This window comes from Aeromonas sp. 602200 (assembly GCF_049173895.1).
In the GTDB taxonomy this organism is placed as follows: Bacteria; Pseudomonadota; Gammaproteobacteria; order Enterobacterales; family Aeromonadaceae; genus Aeromonas; species Aeromonas veronii_A.
The window spans coordinates 145,493-169,852 of record NZ_JAAKSL010000003.1 but is presented as its reverse complement, the minus strand read 5'-3'; the positions used below and the strand labels follow the sequence as shown (position 1 = coordinate 169,852).

Here is a 24,360-nt window from a genome sequence, read left to right as displayed (position 1 = left end):
ACGGTGACCAGCGGCAATTTTCATCAGATGGCCCATCCAGAGCCATATCTGTATTCATTTTTCCGATCGCAAGGTGCAGCCAGTTCGGCTATTTCCAATGTCGCTTGCCCTGCGCCACAAACCGAAACAAAAGTTGCATATTTTAGGATATCCCTCATCGTGCCATCATGAGTAATCTCCATATCACATACAGCTTACGGTTGCTTTAATGGCCATAAAAGTGCAGGAAATGCGATGTTTTAACTCAACATAGGTAGTCAAAGTCCAGAGCGTCCTCCACGGATATCACCACCATTGAAATCGTTTTCTTTTTAGGCAAAGAACCTGAGTTAAATCAAATAAAGTTGCATACTGTCTTTGGTATGGTGAGAAGATACCAAGCGATCCTCCCTGTCGCTTCCCCTGCTGGCTCCGCCAGATGCAGCATTTTCTGCGCCTTGAAAGCGAGTTTATGACGCCATGATCACCATCACCCTCGATGGGGCTCAGTTGACGGTTGACCCGACCAGAACCCTGCTCCAGATAGCCAAACAGCACCAGATCGACATCCCCTCCCTGTGCGGTGACAACACCAGCGGCCCCAAGACCCCCTGCGACCTCTGCGTGGTCGAGATTGCCGGTCTCGGCATCCGCCGCGCCTGCGAGACGCGCCCCGAGGCAGGGATGGTGATCACCAGCCAAAGCGATACCCTGCGCGCCCACCGCCAGCAGGCGCTCGGCCGCATCCTTTCGGATCACTACGCCGATTGCGAAGCCCCCTGCCAGCGCGCCTGTCCGGCCGGGGTGGACATTCAATCCTATCTGCACCACATCGCCATGGGGGATCACCAGGCGGCAATGGCAGTCATCAAGCAGACCCTGCCGATGCCCCTTTCCATCGGCCGGGTTTGCCCCGCTTTTTGTGAGGCACAGTGCCGCCGCGCGTTGGTGGATGAGCCACTGGCCATTCGCCATCTCAAGCGCCACGCCGCCGATCTCGATCTGGCCGAGATTGCCCCCTATCAACCAGCCAAGAAGCCCGCCAAGGGCAAGAGGGTGGCCATTATCGGCAGCGGCCCGGGCGGTCTCACCTGCGGTTATTATCTGGGTTACGAAGGGTTCGAGGTCGATCTGTTCGAGGCGATGCCCGAAGCGGGTGGCTGGCTGCGCTACGGTATCCCCGAATACCGGCTGCCCAAGGCGATCCTCGATCAGGAGATCGGCCTGATGTGCCAAAGTGGCATGCGGATCCACACCCAACAGCGACTGGGCAACCAGATCACCCTCTCGGCACTGTGCCGCGACTACGATGCGGTCTGTCTGGCCGTCGGCGCATCCAAGGCGGTGCCGATGGATTACCCGGGCAGCACCCTGGCCGGTTGCTATCTCGGGGTCGATTACCTCAAGGATCGGATGCTGGCCAAGCGGCTCACCACCGGCAAGAAGGTTGCGGTGATCGGCGGCGGCAACACGGCCATCGACTGCGCCCGTACGGCTGTCAGGCTGGGAGCAGAAACCACCCTTATCTATCGCCGCACCCGCGCCGAGATGCCCGCCGAAGCCTACGAGATCGACGAGGCGGAGCACGAAGGGGTGCGCTTCATGATGCTCACCAATCCGGTGGAGAATCTGGCCGATGAGGGTGGTCGCGTCTGTCAGGTGCGTCTCGAGAAGATGGCCCTCGGCGAGCCGGACGCCTCCGGTCGCCGCCGCCCCGAGCCCACCGGCGAATTCCTCATCGAAGAGTTCGATACCGTGATTGCGGCAGTGTCGCAGCAGCCGGATCTGAGCTTTATGGAAGGGGAGCCCCTCACCCTCCCCTTCACTCGCTGGCAGACGCTGGAGTCCCACCCCGAGACCATGCACAGCGGCCACGGCAACCTGTTCGCCATCGGCGATCTGCGCCGCGGGCCCGCCACCGCCATCGAGGCGGTCGCCGATGGCCGCAAGGCCGCGCTGGCCATCGATCAGTTCCTCCACGGTGACATGATCGACCCGGTGCGGCCCTTCAACGCCTGCAAGGCTCCCACACTCAAGCAGGTCGATCCCGCCCAGTTTGCTCACCTGAAAAAAGTCGCCCGCACCATCATGCCCCATCTGGCAGAGAAGGATCGCGAGGGCAGCTTTGCCGAGGTGGAGCGCGGCCTCAGTGACCAGCATGCCCGCAGCGAGGCCAGCCGCTGCCTCGAGTGTGGCTGTCAGGCCAACACCAAGTGTGCACTGCGCGACTACGCCACCGAATACAAGGTCGATCAGAGCGCTCTCGATACCAGTCAATGCCAGAAGTTTGCAGTGGATAACAGCAGCGAATTTATCGTCTTTGATGCCAACCGCTGCATCGGCTGCGGCCAGTGCGTGCAGACCTGTGGTGAGCAGGCGGTACAGGGTGTGCTGCGCTTTGCCAAGAACAGCGATGGTACCCTCTCGAACCGGCCGCAGTTCGACACGGGACTCTCGATGGGCGACTCCCACTGCGTGCAGTGCGGCGCCTGCGTACAGGTCTGCCCCACCGGCGCCCTGGTGGATGCCCGCGACAAATCACAGGGGCGCACCGAACTGCTCACGCCGGTCAATACCATCTGCACCTACTGCGGGGTCGGCTGCGGCGTCACCCTCTATGTCGATGAGGCGCGCAACCGCATCCGCTATGTGGAGGGAAATCGCAACTCGCCGGTCAACCAGGGGCTGCTCTGCGTCAAGGGACGCTTCGGCTTTGACTTTATCCAGAGCGAGGAGCGCCTCACCACACCGCTTGTCCGCAAGGATGGCAAGCTGGTGCCCGCCAGCTGGCAGGAGGCCATCGCTCTGGTGGCCGAGCGCTTCACAGCCCTGCGCAAACGCTATGGCAGCGATGCACTGGCGGGTTTTTCGTCGGCCAAAACCACCAACGAAGAGAACTACCTGTTCCAGAAGTTCATGCGCCGGGAGCTGGGCACCAACAACGTGGATCACTGCGCGCGGCTCTGCCACGCCTCCACCGTCACCGGGCTGGAGGCGTCACTCGGCAGCGGCGCCATGACCAACGACATCCCGAGCATTGATCACTCGGATCTCATCTTCATCATCGGCTCCGACACCTCGGCGGCCCACCCCATCATCGGCTCCCATATCAAGCGGGCAGTCACCACGGGCAAGGCGCGGCTAGTGGTGGCCGATCCCAAGCGGATCGAGATGGCGGACCATGCCAGCCTCTATCTGGCTCACCGACCCGGCACCGACGTGATGCTGCTCAACGGCCTGATGCAGCAGATCATCCAGCACGACTGGCACGACAAGGCCTATATCGCCGCACGAGTAGAAGGGTTCGAAGCGCTGCAAGCGGAGGTGCTCTCCCCCGCCTATGCACCGGACAAGGTCGCCCTCGTCACCGGCGTACCGGCCGAGCAGGTGATCGAGCTCGCGCGCCTTATCGGCACCGCCGAACGCACCGCCATCTACTACTCGATGGGGATCACCCAGCACACTACCGGCCACGACAACGTGCGGGCCATCGCCAACCTGCAACTGCTGTGCGGCAACATCGGCATCGAAGGGGGTGGCATCAACCCGCTGCGGGGCCAATCCAACGTGCAGGGCGCCTGTGACATGGGGGCGCTGCCCAACTGCCTGCCCGGCTATCAGAAGGTGGCCAGCCCCGAGGTGCATGCCCGCTTCGTGGCAGCCTGGCAGCAGCCAGACTTGCCGCGCACGCCCGGCCTTACCCTCACCGAGACCATCGATGCCGCCTGCGCGGGCAGCATCAAGGGGCTCTATGTGATGGGTGAAAACCCGGTGCTGAGCGATCCGGATCAGCATCACGTCATCGAGGGGCTCAAGCAGCTGGAGTTTCTGGTGGTGCAGGATATCTTCCTCTCGGAAACTGCCCAGCTAGCCGATGTGGTGCTCCCCTCCTGCTCCTTTGCCGAGAAGAGCGGCCACTTCACCAATACCGAGCGGCGGGTACAGCGCATCTCCCCCGCCCTCAAGGCGCCGGGGGAAGCACGGGAGGATTGGTGGATCATCCAGCAGATTGCCAATGCAATGGGCGGCGACTGGCGCTATCAACACCCGCAGGAGATCACCGCCGAGATCTGCCAAGTCACCCCGCAATACGCCGGCATCCAGTGGGACAAGGTGGGAGCACAAGGGCTACAGTGGCCCTGCAACGACGCGGCGCCCGAAGGCACTAGCCTGCTCCACGGCAAGCAGTTCACCCGTGGCAAGGGGGAGATGGTCGCGACCCCGTTCCGCTATGCCGCCGAACTGCCCGATGAGACCTATCCCATCGTGCTCACCACCGGCCGCCTGCTGGAGCAGTTCCACACCGGCACCATGACCCGCAAGACCAAGGGGCTCGACAAGCTGGCTGGGCCACGGGTGATGATGAGCGTGGTGGATGCGCAGCGGTTGGGGATCAATAACAGCGAACAGGTGAAAGTCACCAGCCGCCGCGGCCATATCGAACTGCCCGCCTTCGTCACCAAGCGGATGCAACCGGGTGTAGTCTTTATCCCGTTCCACTTCGCCGAAGCCCCGGCCAACCGGCTCACCATCAATGCCACCGACCCCCACGCCAAGATCCCCGAGTTCAAGGTAGCTGCGGTGCGCATCGACAAGCTGACCAGCCAACACACCTCGACACCACAGCCAGAGATGGAGATAGCCTGACCGGAGATCAGGTAACAGGCAGGATAATCCGCAATAAAAAGAGCCACCCGACGGGTGGCTCTTTGCGTTCACCAATACCACAAGCCAGATCATTATCAGCCCCCGGACGCCACTGTCAGGGTCATCCCGATACTCATGCGGTCACCTCTGGCGAGTAGCCGCAAACCGGGGTGACCGGCCAGGTGGTGGGCATTGGCGGCATGACTCTGGGGCTCCAGACAAACGAAGCCACTCCCCTCATCGGTCTGGTAGAGCATCAGGAAGGCACACTCGCTTGAAACCAGCAGCCGCTGCTGGCGGGCAGGATGGTCAAGCTCGGCCTGACCACGCCAGCCGCCGTAACAGTGGTTGAGCCACCCTTGCGGGCGCTGCCACTGGCGAAAATCGTGATGGGGCGCCAGCCTGCTCGACCAGTCGATCGGCAGATGATCTGCTCCCTCTTGCCAGACGCCGCTCGCCAGAAAACGGATGCGGGTCTGCTCGTCGCGCCAGAAGAAGGGGTGAAAACCCGCGCCGTAGAGACAGGGGCTCTCCCCGAGATGGGTCAGGCTGATCCGCGCCACCAGGCTCGCACCATGCAGCCGATAGTCTATCTCCGCAAGATAGTGAAAAGGGCCGCATTGGCTGGTCAACTGCAACGTCACCGAACTGGTAGAACCCGCCACCCACTGCCATGACTGCAACCAGCCATCGCCATGCAGGAAGAAGTCGGGATCGACGGGACTTTCTGGCAAGCGATGCTCCTCCCCCCACAACTCAAAACGGTTGCCTGCGACCCGGTTGGCCAGCGGCAACATGGGAAACAGCGCGCTCTGGCCGGGATGCCAGGGCTGCGCCGGGTCAGTGCCGCGCAACAGCGGGCGCCCCTGCTCATCCTCCAGACCCAGCAGGCAGGCCCCTTGTGCAGAGACCCGCATCCGAAGATGCGGGTTGCCCAATGTGTAAACCGTCATGCCGAGGCGCTCGCCTTGGTTGGCGTCAGTTCGACCTTGCCCTGGGCCAGTTGGGCTTCCAGTGCCTCCAGCGTCACCCCTTTGGTCTCAGGCACCTTGCGATAAATAAAGATGAGACCGGCAAAACAGATAAGGCCATAGAGCAGGAAGCTGCCCGCAGCCCCCAACCCGGCGTTGAGCAGCGGGAAGGTGTAGGTCAGCACGAAGCAGGCGATCCAGAGCGCCAGCGTACCGGCCGACATCGCCAGCCCACGCACCCGATTCGGGAAGATCTCCGAGAGCAGCACCCAGGTGACCGGCGCCAGCGTCAAGGCATAGATGGCGATGGCCGCCAATACCAGCAGCAACACTGGCAGCCCCAGTACGCCTGTGGCGTAGGCCGCCGCCATCATGCCGTAGATAATGGTCAGTCCCGCCGAGCCAATCAGCATCAGCTTGCGGCGGCCAATCTTGTCCACCATGGGCAGCGCGATCAGGGTAAACAGCAAGTTGATAAGACCGGTGGCGACGATGGACTTGAGGGTGCTGTTGATGTCAAACCCGGCGGAGGCAAAGATCTCCTGCGCATAGTTGAAGATCACGTTGATGCCGCACCACTGCTGGAAGACTGCCAGTACAATCCCGATGATGAGGATCGGCCGCACCGAGGGTTTGCCCAGCTCCGCCAGCGAGACCTTGTGGGTCTCGCCCACCAGAGTCTGGCGGATATCGGCCAGGGTCTGCTTGGCATAGGCATCCCCGCCAATCTTGCCGAGCATGCGGGAGGCTTTCTCATACTGACCATCTTTGGCCAACCAGCGCGGCGACTCCGGCACGAAGAACATCAACACCAGAAACGCCAACGCAGGTACCAGTTCGGCACCGAACATCCAGCGCCAGCCGGACTGACCATTCCAGGTCGCCAGAATATCGGCCTGAGTCGCATTGCTTGCCACCGGATCGGCGATCATCAGATTCACCAGCTGAGCCGCCAGCACACCGATGACTATGGTGAGCTGGTTGATGGCCACGAACTTGCCGCGCTTGTTGGCCGGGCTGATCTCGGCGATGTACATGGGCGAGAGCGCAGAGGCCAGGCCGATGCCGATCCCGCCGATGATGCGATAAACCACAAAGAGATCGAAGTTGCTCGCCACAGCCGTGCCCCACGCCGAGATGGTGAAGAGGATGGCGGCCAGGAGCAGCGGCTTCTTGCGACCAAAGCGGTCGGCTGACCAGCCGGAGATGGCGGCCCCCAGCACGCAGCCCACCAGCGCCGAGCTCATGGCCCAGCCGGACTGGGCCGGATCCGTGATGGCAAAATAGGCCTCATAGAAGGGCTTGGCCCCGCCAATCACGACCCAGTCATAACCAAACAGCAGGCCACCGCAGGCGGCCACCAAACAGATCATCCAGATGTAGCTCATATTGAGCCCATTCGTATCCAATTGATTTTTCGTGCGTTCCATGACTCATCCTTTCTATCTTGTCGATTGTAGGGTGCAGTGGCGCCCCTCACCGTGGCGGGGCGCCGGTTTTTGTTATGAGAGTTATGAGTGGAGTGACAGCTCGCGGCAGATCAGGGCAAAGAGGTGTCCCTTGTCGTGAGCCGGGTTAAGGGTGAGCAGCTCTCGCAAGGTCTGTTCACAACCATCCCGCTGACCCAGCCCCAACAGACCGAGTGCTCTGACCAGCAGACAGTGCTGGCGATGTTTGTGCTGCGGGTCGTCATCCAGCACGATGAGATCCGGCAGTGAGACGGCGAAGAAGTCCGCCTCGATCGACTCGCCCATCGCCTGCTCGGCCCAGCCGACCATTCCTTCAAAGAGACGCTGCGCCTCCGCAACCCGACCAAGACGTGCCAGCGCCATACCCTGATAGAAGAGATAATCCACCGGCTGATCGTTGTAGTAGCGGCTGGCCCCCAGCGACCCCTGACCCAGACAGGCCAGTTGCAGGCACTGGGCCGCCAGACTCTGGTTATCACAGGCCAGATGGCAGAGCGCCAACAGGTAATGGATATCGTTGTCGGTCTGCCCAACCAGACGTCCCTCTCCCAGATTGAGGGGGTAGTGCAACGCCTGTTGCAGCAACGGAATAGCCTGCTCGTGGCGTCCCTGAATCATCAACGCCAACGCCCGGCGTTGCTGATTGATGAGGTACTGACCGGTCACCTTACCCTCGCCCCCCTCCCAGGGGTGGAATTCGCGCAGCCGCAAGATCTCTGCCGCCGCCTCCAGCTGGCCGGTGATGTGATAGAGACTGAGCAGTTCAGCGGTCAGGTCGTCGCGCTTGAGGACCACCTCACGATGCGCCTCCAGCAGCGCCAACCGCTCGCTTGGCGCCATGGCGCAGCGCTTGTGCAGTTGATCCAGTTCAAACAGCAAACGGGCATCATCCGGCTTGAGGGAAAAGGCCCGGCTCAGACACTGCTCGGCCGCCACCGGATCGCCGCTCTTGTTGAAGTGATAGATGCCAAGGTTGCGCCATGCTGGGGCAAACCCGGGCGCCAGCTCGCACACCTGCTGCCACAGGGCAATGGCTTGCGGGTAGCTGCGCTTGCTGTAGTGGAAGCAGCCCAGCAGGTAGCTGGCAAACCAGCTGTGTGGCAGTTGCGCCAGCATGGCCACCTCGCCAAGGGTATTGGGGAAGCGCACCTTGCGGCTAAAGGCCTGCTCGGCTCGCGCCAGCAGGGCATCCTGCGCCTCACCTTCCGGCAACAATGCAGCCTGGAACAGCAGCGGCAGGGTCTCCTCCACCGGCAGTGTTGAGAGCAGTTGCTGCGCCAGCTCGGGACGTCCCAATGCCAGCAGATCGCTTGCCAGGAAGCAGAGATTCACTCCGCGCCCGTTGCACAGGGTGCGCAGCGCCTCGAGATCGGTCGGCTGCTCGCTTGCCAGCCAGCGCAGGAAGGCCAGCTGATAGTGAAGTGGATAACGAACGCGCTGCTCGTCGATATAGGCGATGGCCGCCTCCTGCTCACCAGACTCCAGCAGCGCCAACCCTTTGAGGGCGATAGCGCCGTAGTGGGTGCCGTTGACGGCGAGGCTGCGCTCGACAAATTGCAGCGCTTGCGCGGGATCCCGGCGCACCATGGCGATACGGGCCAGCCCGAAGAAGCCACTGTCGCGGCAGTTACCGCTCCAGGTCGCCTTGTAGAAGTCATCGAAGGCGGCATCGAACTGCTCCAAACGTTCCTCGATATGGCCACGCAGCAAGCTCGCCTTGCCACACTGGGGGTTCTTGTTGAGGCGATGGGCACGGACCAGCGCCTGATTGACGTAGGTCAGCGCCTGCTCATAGTTGGCGCGGTTGTACTCCAGCGTTGCCAGCGCCAGGTTGCAGCGATAGTCGCCGCCATCCAGCTCCAGTGCCCGCAGGTAGTAATCAAAGGGCGAACGGCTGGCGTGCAGATACTGCTCAAGATGCTGGCCGATGAAGTAGAGCTCGTCGACCGAGTCGAGATTGATGGCGGGCTCCGGCGCGGTGGCAGGATCAGGCAGGGCTTCGCCCGCGGGCTGATGCTCGAGATAGCTCAGGATCGGCTGGCCCTGCTCATCCAGCAGGCGTACCTGCAAACGTCCCTCGCTGGTGATGGCCTGCGGCTCAAGCCAGGCCTGACCCGGTTGCAGATCCAGCATCTGGGTGAACAGCACGCCACTCTCGTCACTTACCTCGAACTGGGCCCCGCAAAGCGGCGCCACCGCATAGACTCCGCAGACGAGGCCGTCATCGCTACGCTCCAGCTTGATGGCGGCGCGGGTGTTGGCGTTTTGCAGGGTACCGAGGGTGTTGTAGGGCAGGAAGTTCTGCACAAACACCTTCTCCTCCCCCGCATCCAGCCAGGTAAAGTCAGGCTGGTTGTCGGTATAGACCCCGGTCATCAGCTCGATGTAGGGGCCGCTGTCATCGGTCAGGTTGCGATCCCAGGCCAGACCGAAGTCACAGTTGCCCCAGCTCCACTGCTTCTTGCCCGGCGAAACGTGGTGATCCGCCACGTGTAACAGGCCGCCCTGTTCGTCATGGCAGTAGGCGCCGACGAAGTCATAGTCAGACTTGTCCGCCATATAGGAGGTGGGCACCGGAATATTGCGGTAACGGGAGATATCGACCCCGGCGGAGTAGTCCACCTTGTAGTAGGTGCCGCGGGCGATGGGGAAGGCGCTGACGTCGCGCTTGCCGTGATCGTAGACGGCGGTCACATCGGGCGGAAAGACGCTCTGGTGGGCATCGCCCCCTTTCACCGCCGGGTTGGACCACCAGAGGAAGTGGCGCGGCGTGTCGTTGCCGTTGAACACCTTGCCAGTGATCTCGATGAGCGCCTTGTCGGGATAGAGGGTAAAGCCCGCCATCACCTGCAGACCACGCATCGGCTCCACCTCGCCGAGCCAGACGGTCTTGGCGCCGCCCTCCCGTTCCGTAATGGTGAAGTCCACCGGCATGAAAGTGGTGGGTCTGTGGTGCTGCGGCCAGTTGAACTCGATACCGCCGGAAATCCAGGGTCCCACCAACCCCACCAGCGCCGGTTTGATCACCTCGTTGTAATAGACGAAGTCGCGATTCATCACCTTGTCGTAGGCACGGTGGATACGCCCCCCCAACTCCGGCAGCAGCATCACCTTGATAAAGTCGTTCTCCAGCCAGACCGCCTGATAGGACTTCATCTGCTTCTGGCCGGTGAGGGTGTCGATCACCCCATAGGGATAGACAGCCCCCGAGGAGCCCTGATAGACCCGCTTCTCGAGAAACATGGGGTTGGGATCTTCGGCGCCTACCTCGTAGGTCGGCAGTGAGATGGTCTCTACCCAGACCTTGACATCAGCTCTCATTAATCTCGCCTCACTCAACATTTGTTAGTAAAGTTTTCAGTAAGACCAGATTAGAATGGTTAAACCTGCATTAATTGCTGAAAGATCACGCAATATAGTAAACAGAGTTTAGTGAAGCGATGAGCATAGGGTTGAACAACCAGAAGGTCCGCCACCACAACAAGCAGGTGCTGCTTGCCCTGCTCTATCAGCTAAAAGAGGCGAGCAAGTCCACCCTGGCGCGCCACTGCGAACTCTCCATTCCTGCGGTCAGCAAGATCCTTGACGAGTTGGTGGCCGATGGCGCCATCAGCCACAGCGATCAGAACCTCTCCCAGCGCGGCATCAATGGCGGCAGCTACCGCATTGCCAGCGGCCAGGGGGCCATTCTTTGCCTCAATATCAGCCCCACCCATCTGGAGAGCATCCTGGTGGATAACCTGATCACCCCACTGGGTGAGTTCTGCGGCCAGAAGATTGCCCCGCAAACCCCCGATGAGCTGCTGCACCTGATTGAAGCGCACTACTACCAGCACAAGCGCCGCCACAAGGGACTGGCGATCCGGCTGGCCTTGGCGGTACACGGTCAGGTCAACCCGGCGACCGGGGTATCACAAACCATGCCGCAAGCACCCTGGCACGCACCGGTCGAGCTCAAGTACCTGCTGGAGGAGCGGCTGGGTTGCGAGGTGATGGTGGATAACGACTGCATCATGCTGGCGCTGGCTCAGAAGTGGCAGGACCGGGAAGGGAACGGGGATTTTTGCGTCATCAACGTCGATTACGGTATCGGCTCGGCCTTTATCATCAACGACCAGATCTACCGGGGCGCCCTGTTTGGCAGCGGCCAGATAGGGCACACCATCATCAATCCGGACGGCAGCGCCTGTGCCTGCGGCCGCTATGGTTGCCTGGAGACAGTCGCCTCGCTGTTTGCCATCAAGAAACGGGCCCGGGTCTTTCTCAAACAACAAGCCTGTGCCGACAACCCGGCGCAGACTGGTGTAGAGCTGGATACCGCCCAACTGCTCACGCTCTACCATCAGGGGGATGCCATGATCCGCGCTCTGGTGGACGAAGGGGCCCGCGCCATTGGCCTGAGCCTCTACAACTTCCTCAATATCCTCAACATCAACCGCATCTGGCTTTATGGCCGCAGCTGCCACTTCGGTGAAACCTGGCTGCAAACGATCGTCAGTCAGACCGGCGCCAACCCGTTCGACTGCAGCGATGCGGTCAACGCCACCCATATCCGTTTCGGCCAGCTCAGCCGCGCCCAGCAGGTGATGGGGATTGGCTATCTCTATGTGGAGCGAGCCTTGGCAAAAGCCATGTAAAAAAGGGCAGGTTTCACAAATGAAACCTGCCCTCACGATCTGGTGCCGATAAGGGGAATCGAACTCCTGACCTTCGCATTACGAATGCGCTGCTCTACCAACTGAGCTATACCGGCTTGTTGCTCTCCACATTCATAAAAAATGACCGGCAAGTCAATTGAGCCAGCTCGATTTTATGAGTTGGCTCATGGTGTTAGCGCCCGATTTACAGATCGACAAACTCGGGGATATGGGCACGGCCGCGGCTTTCGAGAAATTCGAGCAGGGCGCGGGGGGAGCGCACCAGGAGCCGCTCTTGCGGGAAGCCCGCTTCGGTTACCAGACGGTGGCAGTGGCCAAAATCGCCAAGAGTAAATGCCACGTGGGAATCGGAGCCGAAAGTGAGATAGGCCCCCAGATCTCGCGCGGCTTCGACTATGGCACGGCAGTTGCCTTCGCTCCCCGGACGGGAATGAATGAAGGAGGAGTTGTTGATCTCCAGCGCTACCCGATAGTCAGCTGCCGCCTTGACCACCGCCTGAATGTCGATGGGAAATGAAGGGTTGCCCGGGTGGCTGATCATGTCGACCCGACCGCTCTTGATGGCGTTGATCATCGCCTGGGTGTGGGTAGCCTGATCGCAGGGAGGGAATACCTGCTCATGAAAACCCGCCATGATCATGTCGAGGCGCGACTCATAGCGCTCGGGAAAATCGATCTCCCCCTCCAGGTTTTTGATGTTGGCCTCGATACCCCGCAGGATCCCTACCCCATCCACCACTCTTGGCAATATCGGCAAGTTGGCAAAGTGCCAGACATGAGGGGCATCGGCCATCTCGGGGCCATGATCCGTGGTGGCGAACAGCTTGATCCCCTTGGCCCTGGCTATCGGCAGATAGTCGTGGATGGTACTGTAGGCATGGGTGCTGGCAATGGTGTGAGTGTGGGTATCGACCGGGTACTTCATCTTCTCTCCCCTCATATTTTGAAGGGGCAGCATAACAAAGTAGGGGGAATTGGGCCACGCCAGTGCTTGCCACACTTTGTCACAAAATACCGCGAAGCTGACATAGTCTGAGGGGCTCTGGCTGGCATACTGCCTCCGTCGATACATGCCTGAACTCGCATCGACAGTTTGCCGTCAGGATGACGCGAACTCACTTTCCCCACCGTCGCGCCCTGCGGCGGTTTTTTTTTGCCTGCAAACCGCAAACCGGTAACAAACGCGCAAAAAAAAAAGCCCAACTAGCATGGAGCAGGTTGGGCGAGACTTAATGTTTAATTGCAGTGGCATAGATATAGAGTCCTGCTTTTTGACTAAGTTCCGCCCACTTTGCTTTTTTCATCGAAAAACATTCCGCTAACACCCATTCACATTCTCTTGACACTTCACGTTATGAAACGTACTTTTTAAACATTCGTTTAAGTGAGGTGTCCAGTGAGTAAAATCGATACCAAAAACCGTATTCTCGACGCCGCTGAAGTGCTGTTTGCCGAGCGGGGATTCGCCGATACCTCTTTGCGTCTGATCACCAGCGAGGCCGACGTTAATCTGGCGTCGGTGAACTATCACTTCGGCTCCAAGAAGGAGCTGATCCAGGCGGTGCTCGACCGCTATCTGAGCCTGTTTATGCCCGATCTTGATGCTCGCCTGCGGGTACTGATGGAGCAAGAGCAGCTGACCCTGCTGCAACTGTTTGAAAGTTTTGTAGAGCCACTGATGAAACTCTCGGCGGTGCGAGCCAACGGCCCGGCCATCTTTATGCAGCTGCTGGGGCGCGGCTATATCGACAGCCAGGGCCACCTGCGCCGCTTTATCACCGCCCACTATGGCCCCATTTTGCAGCGGATCACCCAGGCCATCTCCAAGGCCAATCCGGCCCTGTCGCCCGCGGATCTCTTCTGGCGCCTGCACTTCACCCTGGGCACCGTCGTATTCACCATGGCCTCTGCCGATGCCCTGCGCGACATCGCCCTGGCCGACTTTGGCCAGCAGCTCGATGTGGAAGGGCTGGTGCGCAACGTTATTCCTTATCTGGCGTCCGGAGTCGGGGCGCCCGTGGAGTCGACCAGGCTCTCCCTGGCCGTGTAACAACCAACTATAAATCAACGGAAACAGTGAAATAGAAGGAACTTCGGTATGATCACATTGCTTGTCCTGCTGGTGCTGGCGATAGCCGTTGTGCTCGGCGTACCCTCCATCCGTAAAAAGGTGGTAACCCGTCCGGTGTTCGGCATCTTCAAAAAGATACTGCCGCCCTTGTCAGCTACCGAGCGGGAGGCCATGGAAGCCGGCTCCGTCTGGTGGGATGGCGAGTTGTTTCGCGGCAACCCCGACTGGAAAAAACTGCACGGCTACGGCAAGGCCGAGCTGACCGCAGAGGAGCAGGCCTTTATCGACAATCAGGTCGAAACCCTGCTCGCCATGGTTGATGACTTCAAGATCGTCAACGAAACCAAAGACCTGCCGGAGCCGGTGTGGGACTATCTGAAGAAGGAAGGCTTCTTCTCCCTGATCATCCCGAAATCCTATGGCGGCCGCGAGTTCTCGGCGATTGCCAACTCCACCATCGTTACCCGCATCGCCACCAAGAGCCTGAGCGTGGCGGTTACCGTCATGGTGCCGAACTCCCTCGGCCCGGGCGAGCTGTTGATGCACTACGGCACCCAGGCCCAGAAAGATTTCTGGCTGCCGGGGCTGGCCAATGGCAAGGAAGTGCCCTGCTTCGCCCTGACCGGGCCGGAAGCGGGCTCCGATGCGGGCGCCATTCCTGACAAGGGGATCGTCTGCAAGGGGATGCACAAGGGTGAAGAGGTGCTGGGTATTCGCCTCAACTGGAACAAGCGCTACATCACCCTGGCGCCGCGCGCTACCGTGCTGGGGCTGGCGTTCAAACTCTATGACCCGGAAAAGCTGCTGGGTGACAAGGAAGAGCTCGGCATCACCTGCGCGCTTATCCCAACCAGCCACCCCGGTGTGCGCGTTGGCGATCGTCACTACCCCATGGGTCTGGCGTTCCTGAACGGCCCGACTTTCGGCAAGGATGTGTTCATTCCGCTCGACTGGATCATCGGCGGCCCGGATTACGCCGGTCGTGGCTGGCGCATGCTGGTGGAGTGCCTCTCCGCCGGTCGCGGCATCTCGCTGCCTGCCCTTGGCACCGCTTGCGGTCATATGGCGAGCCGCACCGTGGGTGCCTACTCCTATGTACGCAAGCAGTTCGGCATGTCCATCGGCAAGTTTGAAGGGGTGCAAGAGGCGCTGGCTCGCATCGGCGGCCTCACCTATCAGCTGGAAGGGGCCCGTCGCATGACCGCCGGTTCGCTGGACTTGGGTCAGGCACCGGCCATCGTCACCGCGATTTCCAAGTACCACATGACCGAAATGGCACGCCAGATCATGGATGACTCCATGGACATCCACGCCGGTCGCGCCATCCAGCTGGGCCCGAAAAACTACACCGGCTACGCCTACATGGGTATTCCGGTCGCCATCACGGTGGAAGGGGCCAACATCCTGACCCGCAACCTGATGATCTTCGGGCAAGGGGCTACCCGCTGCCACCCGTATGTCTTTGCCGAGCTGGAAGCGGCGGCCGATACCGACGTGGAACGCGGTCTTGAGAAGTTTGACGCCCTGCTGATGAAACACATCGCCTTTGGCGCCGGCAACTTCTTCGGTTCCCTGTTCCAGGGGCTGACTCTGGGCCAGTTCAACAGCGCACCGGTAGCTGGCGAAACCGCCCGCTACTACAAGCAACTCTCCCGCATGAGTAAAGGGCTGGCCCTGTGCGCCGACGTCTCCATGCTGATGCTGGGTGGCGATCTCAAGCGCAAGGAGATGATCTCCGCCCGTCTGGGTGACGTGCTGAGCCACCTCTATCTGGCCTCCGCCACCCTCAAGCATTACGAGGATCAGGGTCGCATGGTCTCCGATCTGCCGTTCGTGCAGTACGCGGTAGAGCGCAACCTCTACCTGATTGGCAAGGCGTTCGAGGGCTTCTTCCAGAACTTCCCGAACAAGGTGGTGGGTGCCGTACTCAAGCGCGTGGTGTTCCCGTTTGGCGTCGGTTACAAGATGCCGGCCGACGATCGCTGCCACGCCATTTGTCTGGCCATGATGAAGCCGGGCGAGTTCCGCGACCGTCTGACGGCGCTGTGCTACGTCGGCAAGGACGATGCGGATCCGGTCGGTCTGATGGAGCGCGCCTTCCAGGCCATGGTCTCCGTGCAGCCCTACGAGAAGAAGCTGGTGCAGGCCCAGAAAGAGGGCAAACTGCCCCGCAAACTGGCGCTGCCGGAGCTGGTTGCCGCCGCACTGGCCGGTTCCATCCTGAGCAAGGACGAAGCGGACAAGCTGCTGGCCGCCGATGCCCTGCGCTACGAAGCGATTCAGGTAGACAACTTCGCCCCGGGCGAGCTGGAAGGCTTCTCCCAGCAAGCAAACAAGCAGCCAAACCAGGTCGGGCACGCAGCCTGATCCCCTGGCAAACCAGTACCAAACCGGCCCTCGTGGCCGGTTTTTTGTTTGTTAACCATGCATTTACAAGCCGGGAGAATTCCAGTTAAATGCTTGAGTCCCTGTTGCAGGGGCTTTGGAAGCAAGGCCAGCGGAATGGCCGATAACAACAACTCAGGAAGAGTGAATGAACCTCGCCAAAACGGCGATCGAACGCCCCATCTGGGTGGCGGTCTCGATCGTGCTGATTTTCCTGCTGGGCCTGCTCAGCATCCGGGGACTGCCGATCCAGCTGTTCCCCGACATCGACCGTCCACACCTCAACATCTCAGTGAGCTGGCGTTCAGCCTCGCCCCAGGAGATGGAGTCGGAGATCACCGACCCCATCGAACAGGAGATGCAGGGGGTGCAAGGGCTCAAGAGCCTTGTCAGCAACAGCTATCCCGGCTTTACCGAAATCGACATGGAGTTTGCCCTCGGCACAGACATGCAACGGGCCCAACTCGACGTGATTTCGCGACTGAACCGGGTCTCGGGATTGCCGGACAAGATCGGCGGCCCCTACGTCAACAACTATAGCAGCAACGATACCCTCACCTTCTTCTTCATCCAGCAACTGCCCGGCGCCAAAGGGGTGATCGATGATCATCAGGCGTTGATCGAGGCGCGGGTCAAACCCGAGCTGGAACGCATCGAAGGGGTCTCGACGGTCGCAGTCGAGGGGATCAATGAGCGTCAGATCCAGATCCGCTTCGACCCCTATCGCGCCGCCGAGCTGGGGGTGGAGATCCCGGTGCTGGCCAGCCGCGCCACCACCGGCTGGGACGTGTCGGCCGGTACCCTCGACATCGGTCGCTGGGAGTACAAGCTGCGCTTCGCCGGTCGTTACGATGTCGAGACGCTGGGGGACAAGGTGGTGGACTGGCGCAATGGCCTGCCCATCTATCTGCGGGATGTGGCGGAGGTAAGGGTGGCCAGGGAAGAGAACCCGGTGCTGCGGATCCAGAACGGCAATACCGCCATCGCCGCCCAGATCTTCAAGGAGAGCGGCGCCAATGCCCTGGCCTCCCTTGAGGCGATCAAGGCCCGGGTGAACGAGCTCAACCGCGAGGTGCTGGAGCCGGTCGGGCTGCACATGGAGCAGTCATTCGATGCCTCCCTCTACATTAATCGCGCCGTCAGCATGGTCACTGCCAACCTGGGGCTCGGGGTGCTGCTCTCCTGCACCATCCTCTGGCTCTTCCTGCGCCAGCTCAAGGCGACCCTGATGATTGCCCTCGCCATCCCCATCAGCATCATGCTCACCTTCTGCCTGCTCAAGGTGATGGATCGCACCCTCAACATCATCTCGCTGGCAGGCATCGCCTTTGCCGTCGGCATGGTGCTCGACGCCGCCATCGTGGTGCTGGAGAGTATCTACCGGCGCCACGAGCGGGGGGATTTGAGCAAGGCGGAGGCGGCGCTCGAAGGTACCCGTCAGGTGTGGACGGCGCTGGTGGCATCCACCCTCACCACGGTCGCCATCTTCCTGCCGGTGCTGCTGCTCAACGATGTGGAGGGCCAACTGTTTGCCGATCTGGCGCTGACCATCGCCTGCGCCGTAACGGTCTCCATGCTGGTCGCCGTCATCGTGCTGCCTGCGGTGGCGGCGCGCTGGATGGGACATGAAACACTGACCGACCCCTATGCGTCGCTGTGGCAGCGCACCACCCGTCATGTGATCCGCTGGACCTCGACCTCACGCCAACGCTGGACGGTCATCACCCTGATGATGAGTCTGCCGGCACTGGCCACCTGGGCGCTGCTGCCCAAGATGGACTATCTGCCGGACGTGAAACGGGACGCGGTGGATGTCTGGATGAACTTCACCCCCGGGGTCAACCTCAAGGCCCAGCGCGAAGAGGTGATCGATACCCTGATCGCCCGCCTCGCCCCCTACATGAAGGGGGAGAAAGAGCCTGCCCTCAAGAACTACTACATCTTGCGCTACCCGGGGGGCGCCCAGATTGGCGTGCGCCCCAAAGACGAAAACCGCATCAAGGAGCTGGAGAGCCTGTTGATGAAACAGCTGCTGGTGGGTATTCCCGACACACGGGTGTTCGGCGGTCAGGGGTCGCTGTTTGGCGGCTTTGACAGCGAGAACGGCGTCTCCCTGCTGCTGCAGGGGGGTAACCTGCCCGAGCTCTATCAGGCGGCCCGTGCCAGCATGGGGATCCTCAGCAAGGACCTGCCGGGAGCACAGATCCGGCCCGAACCGAGTCTCGACTTCACCGCCCCCGAGCTCAAACTGGTGCCGCAAGATCGGCGCCTCGCCGAAGTGGGCTGGGATCGCACACCCCTGCCCACCATCATCCAGACCTTTGGCGACGGCTTGCGGGTCGGCGAGTATTTCGATGGCGAGGATCGGCTCGACATCATGCTGATGGGGCAGAGCTCCGCCAATCCGGACGAGCTGAAGGCAGTGCCGCTGGCCACCCCCTCCGGGCGCATCGTTCCCCTTGGCGAGCTGTTGCGGGTGGAGCACGACATGGGCCCGGCCAGCATCTTCCGGGCCGATGGGCGGCGCAGCATCAGCCTGCAGATAGCGCCCCCGGCGGGCATGACCATGGAGCAGGTGATCGACACCCTGAAAAACCGCAGTTTTGCCGCCATCCGTCCCCTGCTGCCCGCCGGTGGCGAGCTGCGCATTGCCGGCAATGCCGACAGCCTGCAACAGGCGCTCGACAATCTGGGGACCATCTTCCTGTTTGCCGTGGTGATCCTGCTGGTGCTGCTGTGGGGAGTGTTTGCCTCCCTCAAGGATGCCCTGCTGGTGCTGCTCACCCTGCCCCTTGCCTCAGTTGGCGGCGTGCTGGCACTGCAACTGAGCGGGCTGCTGGTGCCGCTGCCGATGGATCTGCTCACCATCATCGGCTTTGTCATCCTGCTGGGACTGGTGGTCAACAACGCCATCCTGCTGGTGCATCAGACCCGCACCGCCGAGCGGGACGGCATGAGCCGCCAGCTGGCGGTGGCCGATGCCCTGCAAAGCCGGATGCGTCCCATCGCCATGACCAGTCTCACCAGCATCTTCGGCATGCTGCCGCTGATGCTGAGCCCGAGCGAGGGGAGCGAAATTTACCGCGGGCTCGCCACCGTCATTGTCGGCGGCATGAGCTGCAGCACCCTGTTTACCCTGATCCTGTTGCCTGCCTTCCTGCGTCTCGGGGAGCAGGTGGCGATCCCACAACCCCTGCGCCAGCGGGCCTGAGCAAGGAGCTCATCGATGACACATATGATTACCCGAATGTTGGCTGGCGCTGTGCTGATAGCAGGCAGCACGCTACCGGTATTGGCCGATCAGGGCAAGATGGTGACCCTGGCGGATGTGACCCAAGGGGATGCGGCCGCCAATATCTGGGTCAGCGGCACGGTGGCGAGTCGCCAGCAAGCGGCGCTCAGCGCCGAAGTGAGCGGCCGGGTGGAGTGGATCGCCGAATTTGGCAGCCGGGTCAAAAAAGGGGACGAGCTGCTGCGCCTCGACAGCACGGCGCTGCGCCTCTCGCTGGAGCAGGCTCGCGCCGAGCAGGCGAAATGGCAGAGCAACCTGCGCTTCGCCCGCGCCGAATCCCAGCGGATCACCCGGCTGCACCAGCAAAAGAGCGCCTCCCAGAGCCAGTACGACAAGGCCAGTTACGATGTGGAGCAGGCCGCGCTGGCCGAGCGACTGGCCGCCATACAGGTAAACCAGATTGAAGAACAGCTGCGCCGCAGCCACATCTATGCCCCGTTCGACGGGGTGGTGAACAACCACTTCATCCAGCCCGGCGAGCATGTGGACGCGGGCGAGCAGGCGCTGGAGCTGGTCAACCCGGATCAGCCGGATATCCGCCTGCAGGCCCCCATTCTCTGGGCCCAGCAGCTGGCGCCGCAAACCCGGCTGCGGGTGGAGGGGGAGCAGTTGAGCGGTCACGGCGTCTATTACCAGCGGGCCGCCAGCGCCGATCCCAAATCGCGCCTCATCGAGCTGCGCCTCAAACCGGAAGCGGGCAACTTCATCATCGGTTCGCCGGTACGGGTTGCCCTGCCACTGGGGGATCAGCAGAGCATGCTGCTGCCCCGGGACGCTCTGGTGCTCGGCACCGATGGCAGCGTGGTCTATCAGGTGGCGAGAAGCGGCAAATCGCTCAAAGTGAATCGGGTGCCGGTCACCGTGCTGTTTGGCGACAGCCAGCAGGTGGCGGTGAGCGGCGCCCTCAAGCAGGGGGATCGGGTGGTGGTGCGCGGCGCGGGCAGCCTGCAGGATGGCGACACCATAGCGCTGTTCAAGGGCTAACCACGCTCGACGCAGGCTGGCCAATCTTTGCCCGCTTGACCCGGGACATACAGCCAAACGGGCCACAGTTTGCTATCTTGGCGGCCATCACTCGCGTTTAGAGCAATCAACACCCATGAGCATTATTTTGGGCATCGATCCGGGATCGCGGATCACCGGATACGGGGTTATCCGGGTCGTGGGCGGCAAGGCCGAATACCTGGGCTCTGGCTGCATCCGCACCGATTGCGGCGAGCTGCCGGAGCGCCTCAAGCAGGTCTATGACGGGGTATGCGAGATCATCACCCAGTTCAAACCCACCGAGTTTGCCATCGAGCGGGTCTTTATGGCCCGCAACGCCGACTCGGCCCTGAAACTGGGGCAGGCCCGGGGCAGCGCCATCGTCGCCGCGGTCAACGCCTATCTGCCGGTGAGCGAATACTCTGCTACCCAGATCAAGCAGGCAGTGGTGGGCACTGGCGGTGCCGCCAAGGAGCAGGTGCAGCATATGGTGACCCATCTGCTGAAACTCTCCGCCACCCCGCAGGCGGATGCGGCGGATGCCCTCGGCGTCGCGCTCTGCCACCTGCACACCCGCCAGAGCCTGATCAAGATGGCCGGCCGTGCCAGCAGCTCGGTACGTGGCCGCTATCGCTGAGCCCTTGTGTCGTCCACGACTCATCTCGGTATCGCAAAATAAAAAACCGCCCCGTAAATCCGGGGCGGTTTTTTATATTTCCCCACATAACGGGGCCATCACTGATGGCCCCGTTATGTTTCTCATGTTGAATGGATTTGCTCTACCCCACCTCCCCCAGCGCGCCGATCAGGGCGTCGAGCCCCTGGTCAACCTTCGAGCGCGGGCAGCCGACGTTGAGGCGGATATAGCCTGTGCCTTCGGGGCCGTAGGTGTCGCCGCGCATGATGGCGACCCGGTATTTCTCCACCAGCAAGGTTTGCAATTCATTCATCCGTTCGGTGGTGTCGATGCCAAGACCGTTCAAGTCAATCCAGGCGAGATAGGTTCCCTCGGGCACCCGATAGTCGATGGCGGGGAAGGCTGCGTTGAGGCGCGCCGCTACGTGGGCGAGATTGCCGTGCAGGTAGGATTTGAGCGCATCGAGCCAGGCAGCCCCGTCCCGATAGGCGCTGATATGGGCCAGCACCCCGAGAATGGGCGGCGATGATAGGCCATGGGCCGCCTTGAGCCGCTGCAGATAGGAGGCCCGCGCCGCGGCGTTGGCGATAAAGGCGTAGGCGCCGCCAAGGGCGGGAATATTGAAGGATTTGGAGCCCGAGCTCACCAGCGCCCAGTGATCGTCCGGTGCCACCTCGCTCCACGGCAGGTAGCGGGCAAAGCTCACATCCATATGGATGTCGTCCGAGATCACCTTGACCCCGTGGCGCTGACAGATGGCGGCCATCCGGCCCAGTTCATCCCGCGTCCAGACCCGGCCGGTGGGGTTGTGGGGGCTGCAGAGCAGCAAAATCCGGCAATCGGGACGAGCGGCTTGCTGCTCGAAGCAGGCCCAGTCGATCTGGTAGCTCCCCTCTGTTTTTTTGAGCGGACAGGGCAGCAGCACCCTGTCGTTGGCAGTCAGCATATTGCCGAAGGCGTCGTAGGCGGGGGTATGCACCAGCACCCCCTCACCCGGCGCCGACCAGAGGCTCACCAGCTGGGCAATCACATAGATGACCGAGGGGCCGTAGACCAGCGTCTCGGGGTCGAGGCTCGCCCCGTGGCGGTGGGCAAACCAGTCGCTCACCGCCCCTTTGAAGTCGTCGTGATTCCAGCGGCTGTAGCCAAATACCCCGTGCTCCAGGCGAGTTGCCAAGGTCTGGCGAATGCAGGGGGCGGTCTCGAAATCCATGTCGGAGATGGTAAAGGGGAGCAGATCGGCATGGCCAAAACGGTCGGCTACATAGTCCCACTGAGTGCAGTAGGTGCCGTGGCGGTCGACCACATGGTCGAAGTCATAAATATCGTGCATGAAGTTTCTCCCTCCATAAACAGGAGACATATTGAGAGAGGCAAACAAGGGGGGCTTGCGCCCCCCGTTCGGATCTTATTGGCCGGTTCAGGCCCCCATCAGACTCTGCAGCTGGTTTTTCACCAGATGCACCTGCGGGCCGATCACCACCTGCAGGTTGTGCTCGTCGAGCTTGATCACCCCGATGGCGCCGTTTGCCTTCAATACCTTGTCATCAACCCGGCTCATGTCTTGCACCGACATCCGCAGGCGGGTGATGCAGTTATCGAGCGCCAGAATGTTATCGGCACCGCCCAGGGCGTTGAGGATGATTTCACCGTTGTAACCGCTGTTGCCGGCCTTCTTGCCTGCGGGCTGGGCAGTCTCGCTGGTTTCAATCTCGCGGCCCGGGGTTTTCAGGTTAAAGCGCACGATGGCGAAGCGGAACACGCTGTAGTAGATGGCAAACCAGATGGCGGCCGCGACCGGCACCAGATACCACTTGGTGGCGGTGCCTTGCAGCACGCCGAACACCAGAAAATCGATCAGGTTGCCGTCGGTGTTGCCGATGGTGACGCCGAGCAGCCCCATGGTCATAAAGCCCAGACCGGTCAGGATAGCGTGAATGACGTAGAGCACCGGTGCCACGAACAGGAACAGGAACTCCAGCGGCTCTGTGATGCCGCCGATGACGCAGGCCACCACGCCGGAGACCAGCAGCGCCTTGATCTTGCCGCGATTTTCCGGGCGGGCGCAGTGATACATGGCGAGCGCCGCGCCCGGCAAGCCGCCGAGGAAGGCAGGCATCTTGCCCTGCGAGAGGAAGGAGGTGGCAGAGACAGAGAATCCACTGGTATCGGCGCAGGAGAGCTCGGCGTAGAAGATATTGAGGGCACCGCTCACCTCGTGACCACATACCAGCTGGGTGCCGCCCGCTTCGGTAAAGCGAATAAGCGCCACCAGAATGTGGTGCAGGCCGAGCGGCAGCAGCAGACGTTCACCGGTACCAAACAGGAAGGGGCCGAAGGGACCGGCGTGGGAGATGAGCGCCCCGATGCCATTGATGCCGGCAGCAAACCAGGGCCAGACGAACGGCACGACCAAGCCGACCACACCCAGCACCAGCGCGGTGATGATGGGCACGAAGCGGGCACCGCCGAAGAAGGCGAGCGCATCGGGCATCTTGTAGGTGTAGAAACGGGCGTGGAGCTTCGCGACGATCACCCCGACAATGATGGCCCCCAGAATCCCGGTGTCGATGGAGCTGATACCGAGGATCGATTTCACCCCGTAGGCCTTCTCCGCCGCCCCGTCACCGATGACGTTGGCCACGGTGAGGTAGAAGTTGATGGAGAGGTTGAGCGCCGCATAGCCGACGAAACCGGCAAAGGCCGCGACCCCCTTCTCTTCTCGCGCCAGCCCGAGCGGAATGGCCACCGCAAACATCACCGGCAGGTAGATAAAGGCCACCAGCCCCACCTTGGTCATCCAGAGGAACAGCAGTTGCAGCACGGTATTGTCGAGGAAGGGCATGCTCTGCTTGACCGCATCGCTGGTGAGCGAGCTGCCGACACCGAGCAGGATGCCCGAGAAGGCCAGCAGGGCGACCGGCAACATAAAGGTCTTGCCGAGGCTCTGCAGGAACTCCCATATGGTGGATTTGGCTTGAGGCTTGGCCATGAAACGGCTCCTTGTGAATAGACAGCAATATCTGCGGCTTTCCCCGTGGCTGCTCGTGGCAATTTCGACGCAGAGGCGCGGGTCAGCATCAGGTTTTGCTGGATGATAAAACGTTTTATCAATTTACAAGTGCCGACAGGATCACAGAATAAGGGGGCTGGCTGGCAGCAGGATCCAAATTTGTGAGCCGGATCGGCCAGATGGTGATGTAACGTTTCACTTGGGCATATGAGCAGGTATGCTTGAGCCTCGCTCTCAACTGTCCGTCATCCGTT

General features: G+C 61.3%; 13 protein-coding genes and 1 tRNA gene. 7 read left to right on the top strand and 7 right to left on the bottom strand.

The annotated features are described in order from the left end of the window. The first annotated feature begins 459 nt into the window (after nucleotides 1-459). Nucleotides 460-4,626: a formate dehydrogenase subunit alpha gene (fdhF, locus tag G5221_RS06105; protein WP_421262965.1), complete on the top strand. Its 4,167-nt coding sequence runs from the start codon at nucleotides 460-462 to the stop codon at nucleotides 4,624-4,626. Nucleotides 4,627-4,721: 95 nt separating this feature from the next. On the opposite strand, the gene G5221_RS06100 is transcribed toward fdhF, so the two are convergent. The 3 genes from G5221_RS06100 to G5221_RS06090 form a co-directional block, all read right to left on the bottom strand. Further along, nucleotides 4,722-5,579 (bottom strand): aldose 1-epimerase, encoded by an 858-nt coding sequence (locus tag G5221_RS06100; protein WP_227341019.1) that lies wholly within the window; start codon nucleotides 5,577-5,579, stop codon nucleotides 4,722-4,724. Beyond that, nucleotides 5,576-7,027: a sugar porter family MFS transporter gene (locus G5221_RS06095; RefSeq protein ID WP_421262964.1), complete on the bottom strand. Its 1,452-nt coding sequence runs from the start codon at nucleotides 7,025-7,027 to the stop codon at nucleotides 5,576-5,578. The genes G5221_RS06100 and G5221_RS06095 overlap by 4 nt, the downstream gene beginning before the upstream one ends. An 81-nt stretch (nucleotides 7,028-7,108) precedes the next feature. Then, nucleotides 7,109-10,387: a DUF5107 domain-containing protein gene (locus G5221_RS06090; protein ID WP_227341021.1), complete on the bottom strand. Its 3,279-nt coding sequence runs from the start codon at nucleotides 10,385-10,387 to the stop codon at nucleotides 7,109-7,111. A 119-nt stretch (nucleotides 10,388-10,506) separates the two neighbouring features. On the opposite strand from G5221_RS06090, the gene G5221_RS06085 reads away from it, so the two are divergent. Then, nucleotides 10,507-11,703 (top strand): ROK family transcriptional regulator, encoded by a 1,197-nt coding sequence (locus G5221_RS06085; protein WP_227341022.1) that lies wholly within the window; start codon nucleotides 10,507-10,509, stop codon nucleotides 11,701-11,703. A gap of 40 nt (nucleotides 11,704-11,743) precedes the next feature. Here G5221_RS06085 and G5221_RS06080 read toward each other — a convergent pair. Beyond that, nucleotides 11,744-11,819: transfer RNA gene (locus tag G5221_RS06080), tRNA-Thr, on the bottom strand. Nucleotides 11,820-11,908: 89 nt separating this feature from the next. Then, entirely contained in the window at nucleotides 11,909-12,649 is a 741-nt protein-coding gene (locus G5221_RS06075) for a phosphatase (protein ID WP_103422319.1), read from the bottom strand. A gap of 471 nt (nucleotides 12,650-13,120) precedes the next feature. On the opposite strand from G5221_RS06075, the gene G5221_RS06070 reads away from it, so the two are divergent. From G5221_RS06070 to ruvC, 5 genes are all read left to right on the top strand, one after another. Then, on the top strand, nucleotides 13,121-13,774 hold the full coding sequence (locus G5221_RS06070) for a TetR/AcrR family transcriptional regulator (protein WP_005334507.1): 654 nt from the start codon (nucleotides 13,121-13,123) through the stop codon (nucleotides 13,772-13,774). A gap of 48 nt (nucleotides 13,775-13,822) precedes the next feature. Next, nucleotides 13,823-16,162: an acyl-CoA dehydrogenase gene (locus G5221_RS06065; RefSeq protein WP_421262963.1), complete on the top strand. Its 2,340-nt coding sequence runs from the start codon at nucleotides 13,823-13,825 to the stop codon at nucleotides 16,160-16,162. A 166-nt stretch (nucleotides 16,163-16,328) separates the two neighbouring features. Then, nucleotides 16,329-19,391 (top strand): efflux RND transporter permease subunit, encoded by a 3,063-nt coding sequence (locus tag G5221_RS06060; protein ID WP_421262962.1) that lies wholly within the window; start codon nucleotides 16,329-16,331, stop codon nucleotides 19,389-19,391. 15 nt (nucleotides 19,392-19,406) lie between these two features. Next, nucleotides 19,407-20,456 carry an efflux RND transporter periplasmic adaptor subunit gene (locus tag G5221_RS06055; RefSeq protein WP_266134033.1) on the top strand — a complete coding sequence of 350 codons (1,050 nt, stop codon included), beginning with the start codon at nucleotides 19,407-19,409 and terminating at the stop codon, nucleotides 20,454-20,456. Nucleotides 20,457-20,571: 115 nt separating this feature from the next. Then, nucleotides 20,572-21,093 (top strand): crossover junction endodeoxyribonuclease RuvC, encoded by a 522-nt coding sequence (gene ruvC / locus G5221_RS06050; protein ID WP_005334512.1) that lies wholly within the window; start codon nucleotides 20,572-20,574, stop codon nucleotides 21,091-21,093. A gap of 142 nt (nucleotides 21,094-21,235) precedes the next feature. On the opposite strand, the gene G5221_RS06045 is transcribed toward ruvC, so the two are convergent. Both G5221_RS06045 and malX read right to left on the bottom strand, forming a co-directional pair. Continuing rightward, the gene (locus G5221_RS06045) at nucleotides 21,236-22,426 is read right to left on the bottom strand and encodes a MalY/PatB family protein (protein WP_323910586.1); all 1,191 of its coding nucleotides are present in this window, start codon (nucleotides 22,424-22,426) and stop codon (nucleotides 21,236-21,238) included. 87 nt (nucleotides 22,427-22,513) lie between these two features. Continuing rightward, nucleotides 22,514-24,085: a maltose/glucose-specific PTS transporter subunit IIBC gene (gene malX / locus G5221_RS06040; RefSeq protein WP_075114891.1), complete on the bottom strand. Its 1,572-nt coding sequence runs from the start codon at nucleotides 24,083-24,085 to the stop codon at nucleotides 22,514-22,516. Nucleotides 24,086-24,360 lie beyond the last annotated feature (275 nt).

Excerpts from the sequence above, each read along its gene's own strand:
- fdhF (WP_421262965.1), top strand. The coding sequence starts at position 460 with ATGATCACCATCACCCTCGATGGGGCTCAGTTGACGGTTGACCCGACC.
- G5221_RS06100 (WP_227341019.1), bottom strand. The coding sequence starts at position 5,579 with ATGACGGTTTACACATTGGGCAACCCGCATCTTCGGATGCGGGTCTCT.
- G5221_RS06095 (WP_421262964.1), bottom strand. The coding sequence starts at position 7,027 with ATGGAACGCACGAAAAATCAATTGGATACGAATGGGCTCAATATGAGC.
- G5221_RS06090 (WP_227341021.1), bottom strand. The coding sequence starts at position 10,387 with ATGAGAGCTGATGTCAAGGTCTGGGTAGAGACCATCTCACTGCCGACC.
- G5221_RS06085 (WP_227341022.1), top strand. The coding sequence starts at position 10,507 with ATGAGCATAGGGTTGAACAACCAGAAGGTCCGCCACCACAACAAGCAG.
- G5221_RS06075 (WP_103422319.1), bottom strand. The coding sequence starts at position 12,649 with ATGAAGTACCCGGTCGATACCCACACTCACACCATTGCCAGCACCCAT.
- G5221_RS06065 (WP_421262963.1), top strand. The coding sequence starts at position 13,823 with ATGATCACATTGCTTGTCCTGCTGGTGCTGGCGATAGCCGTTGTGCTC.
- G5221_RS06060 (WP_421262962.1), top strand. The coding sequence starts at position 16,329 with ATGAACCTCGCCAAAACGGCGATCGAACGCCCCATCTGGGTGGCGGTC.
- G5221_RS06055 (WP_266134033.1), top strand. The coding sequence starts at position 19,407 with ATGACACATATGATTACCCGAATGTTGGCTGGCGCTGTGCTGATAGCA.
- ruvC (WP_005334512.1), top strand. The coding sequence starts at position 20,572 with ATGAGCATTATTTTGGGCATCGATCCGGGATCGCGGATCACCGGATAC.
- G5221_RS06045 (WP_323910586.1), bottom strand. The coding sequence starts at position 22,426 with ATGCACGATATTTATGACTTCGACCATGTGGTCGACCGCCACGGCACC.
- malX (WP_075114891.1), bottom strand. The coding sequence starts at position 24,085 with ATGGCCAAGCCTCAAGCCAAATCCACCATATGGGAGTTCCTGCAGAGC.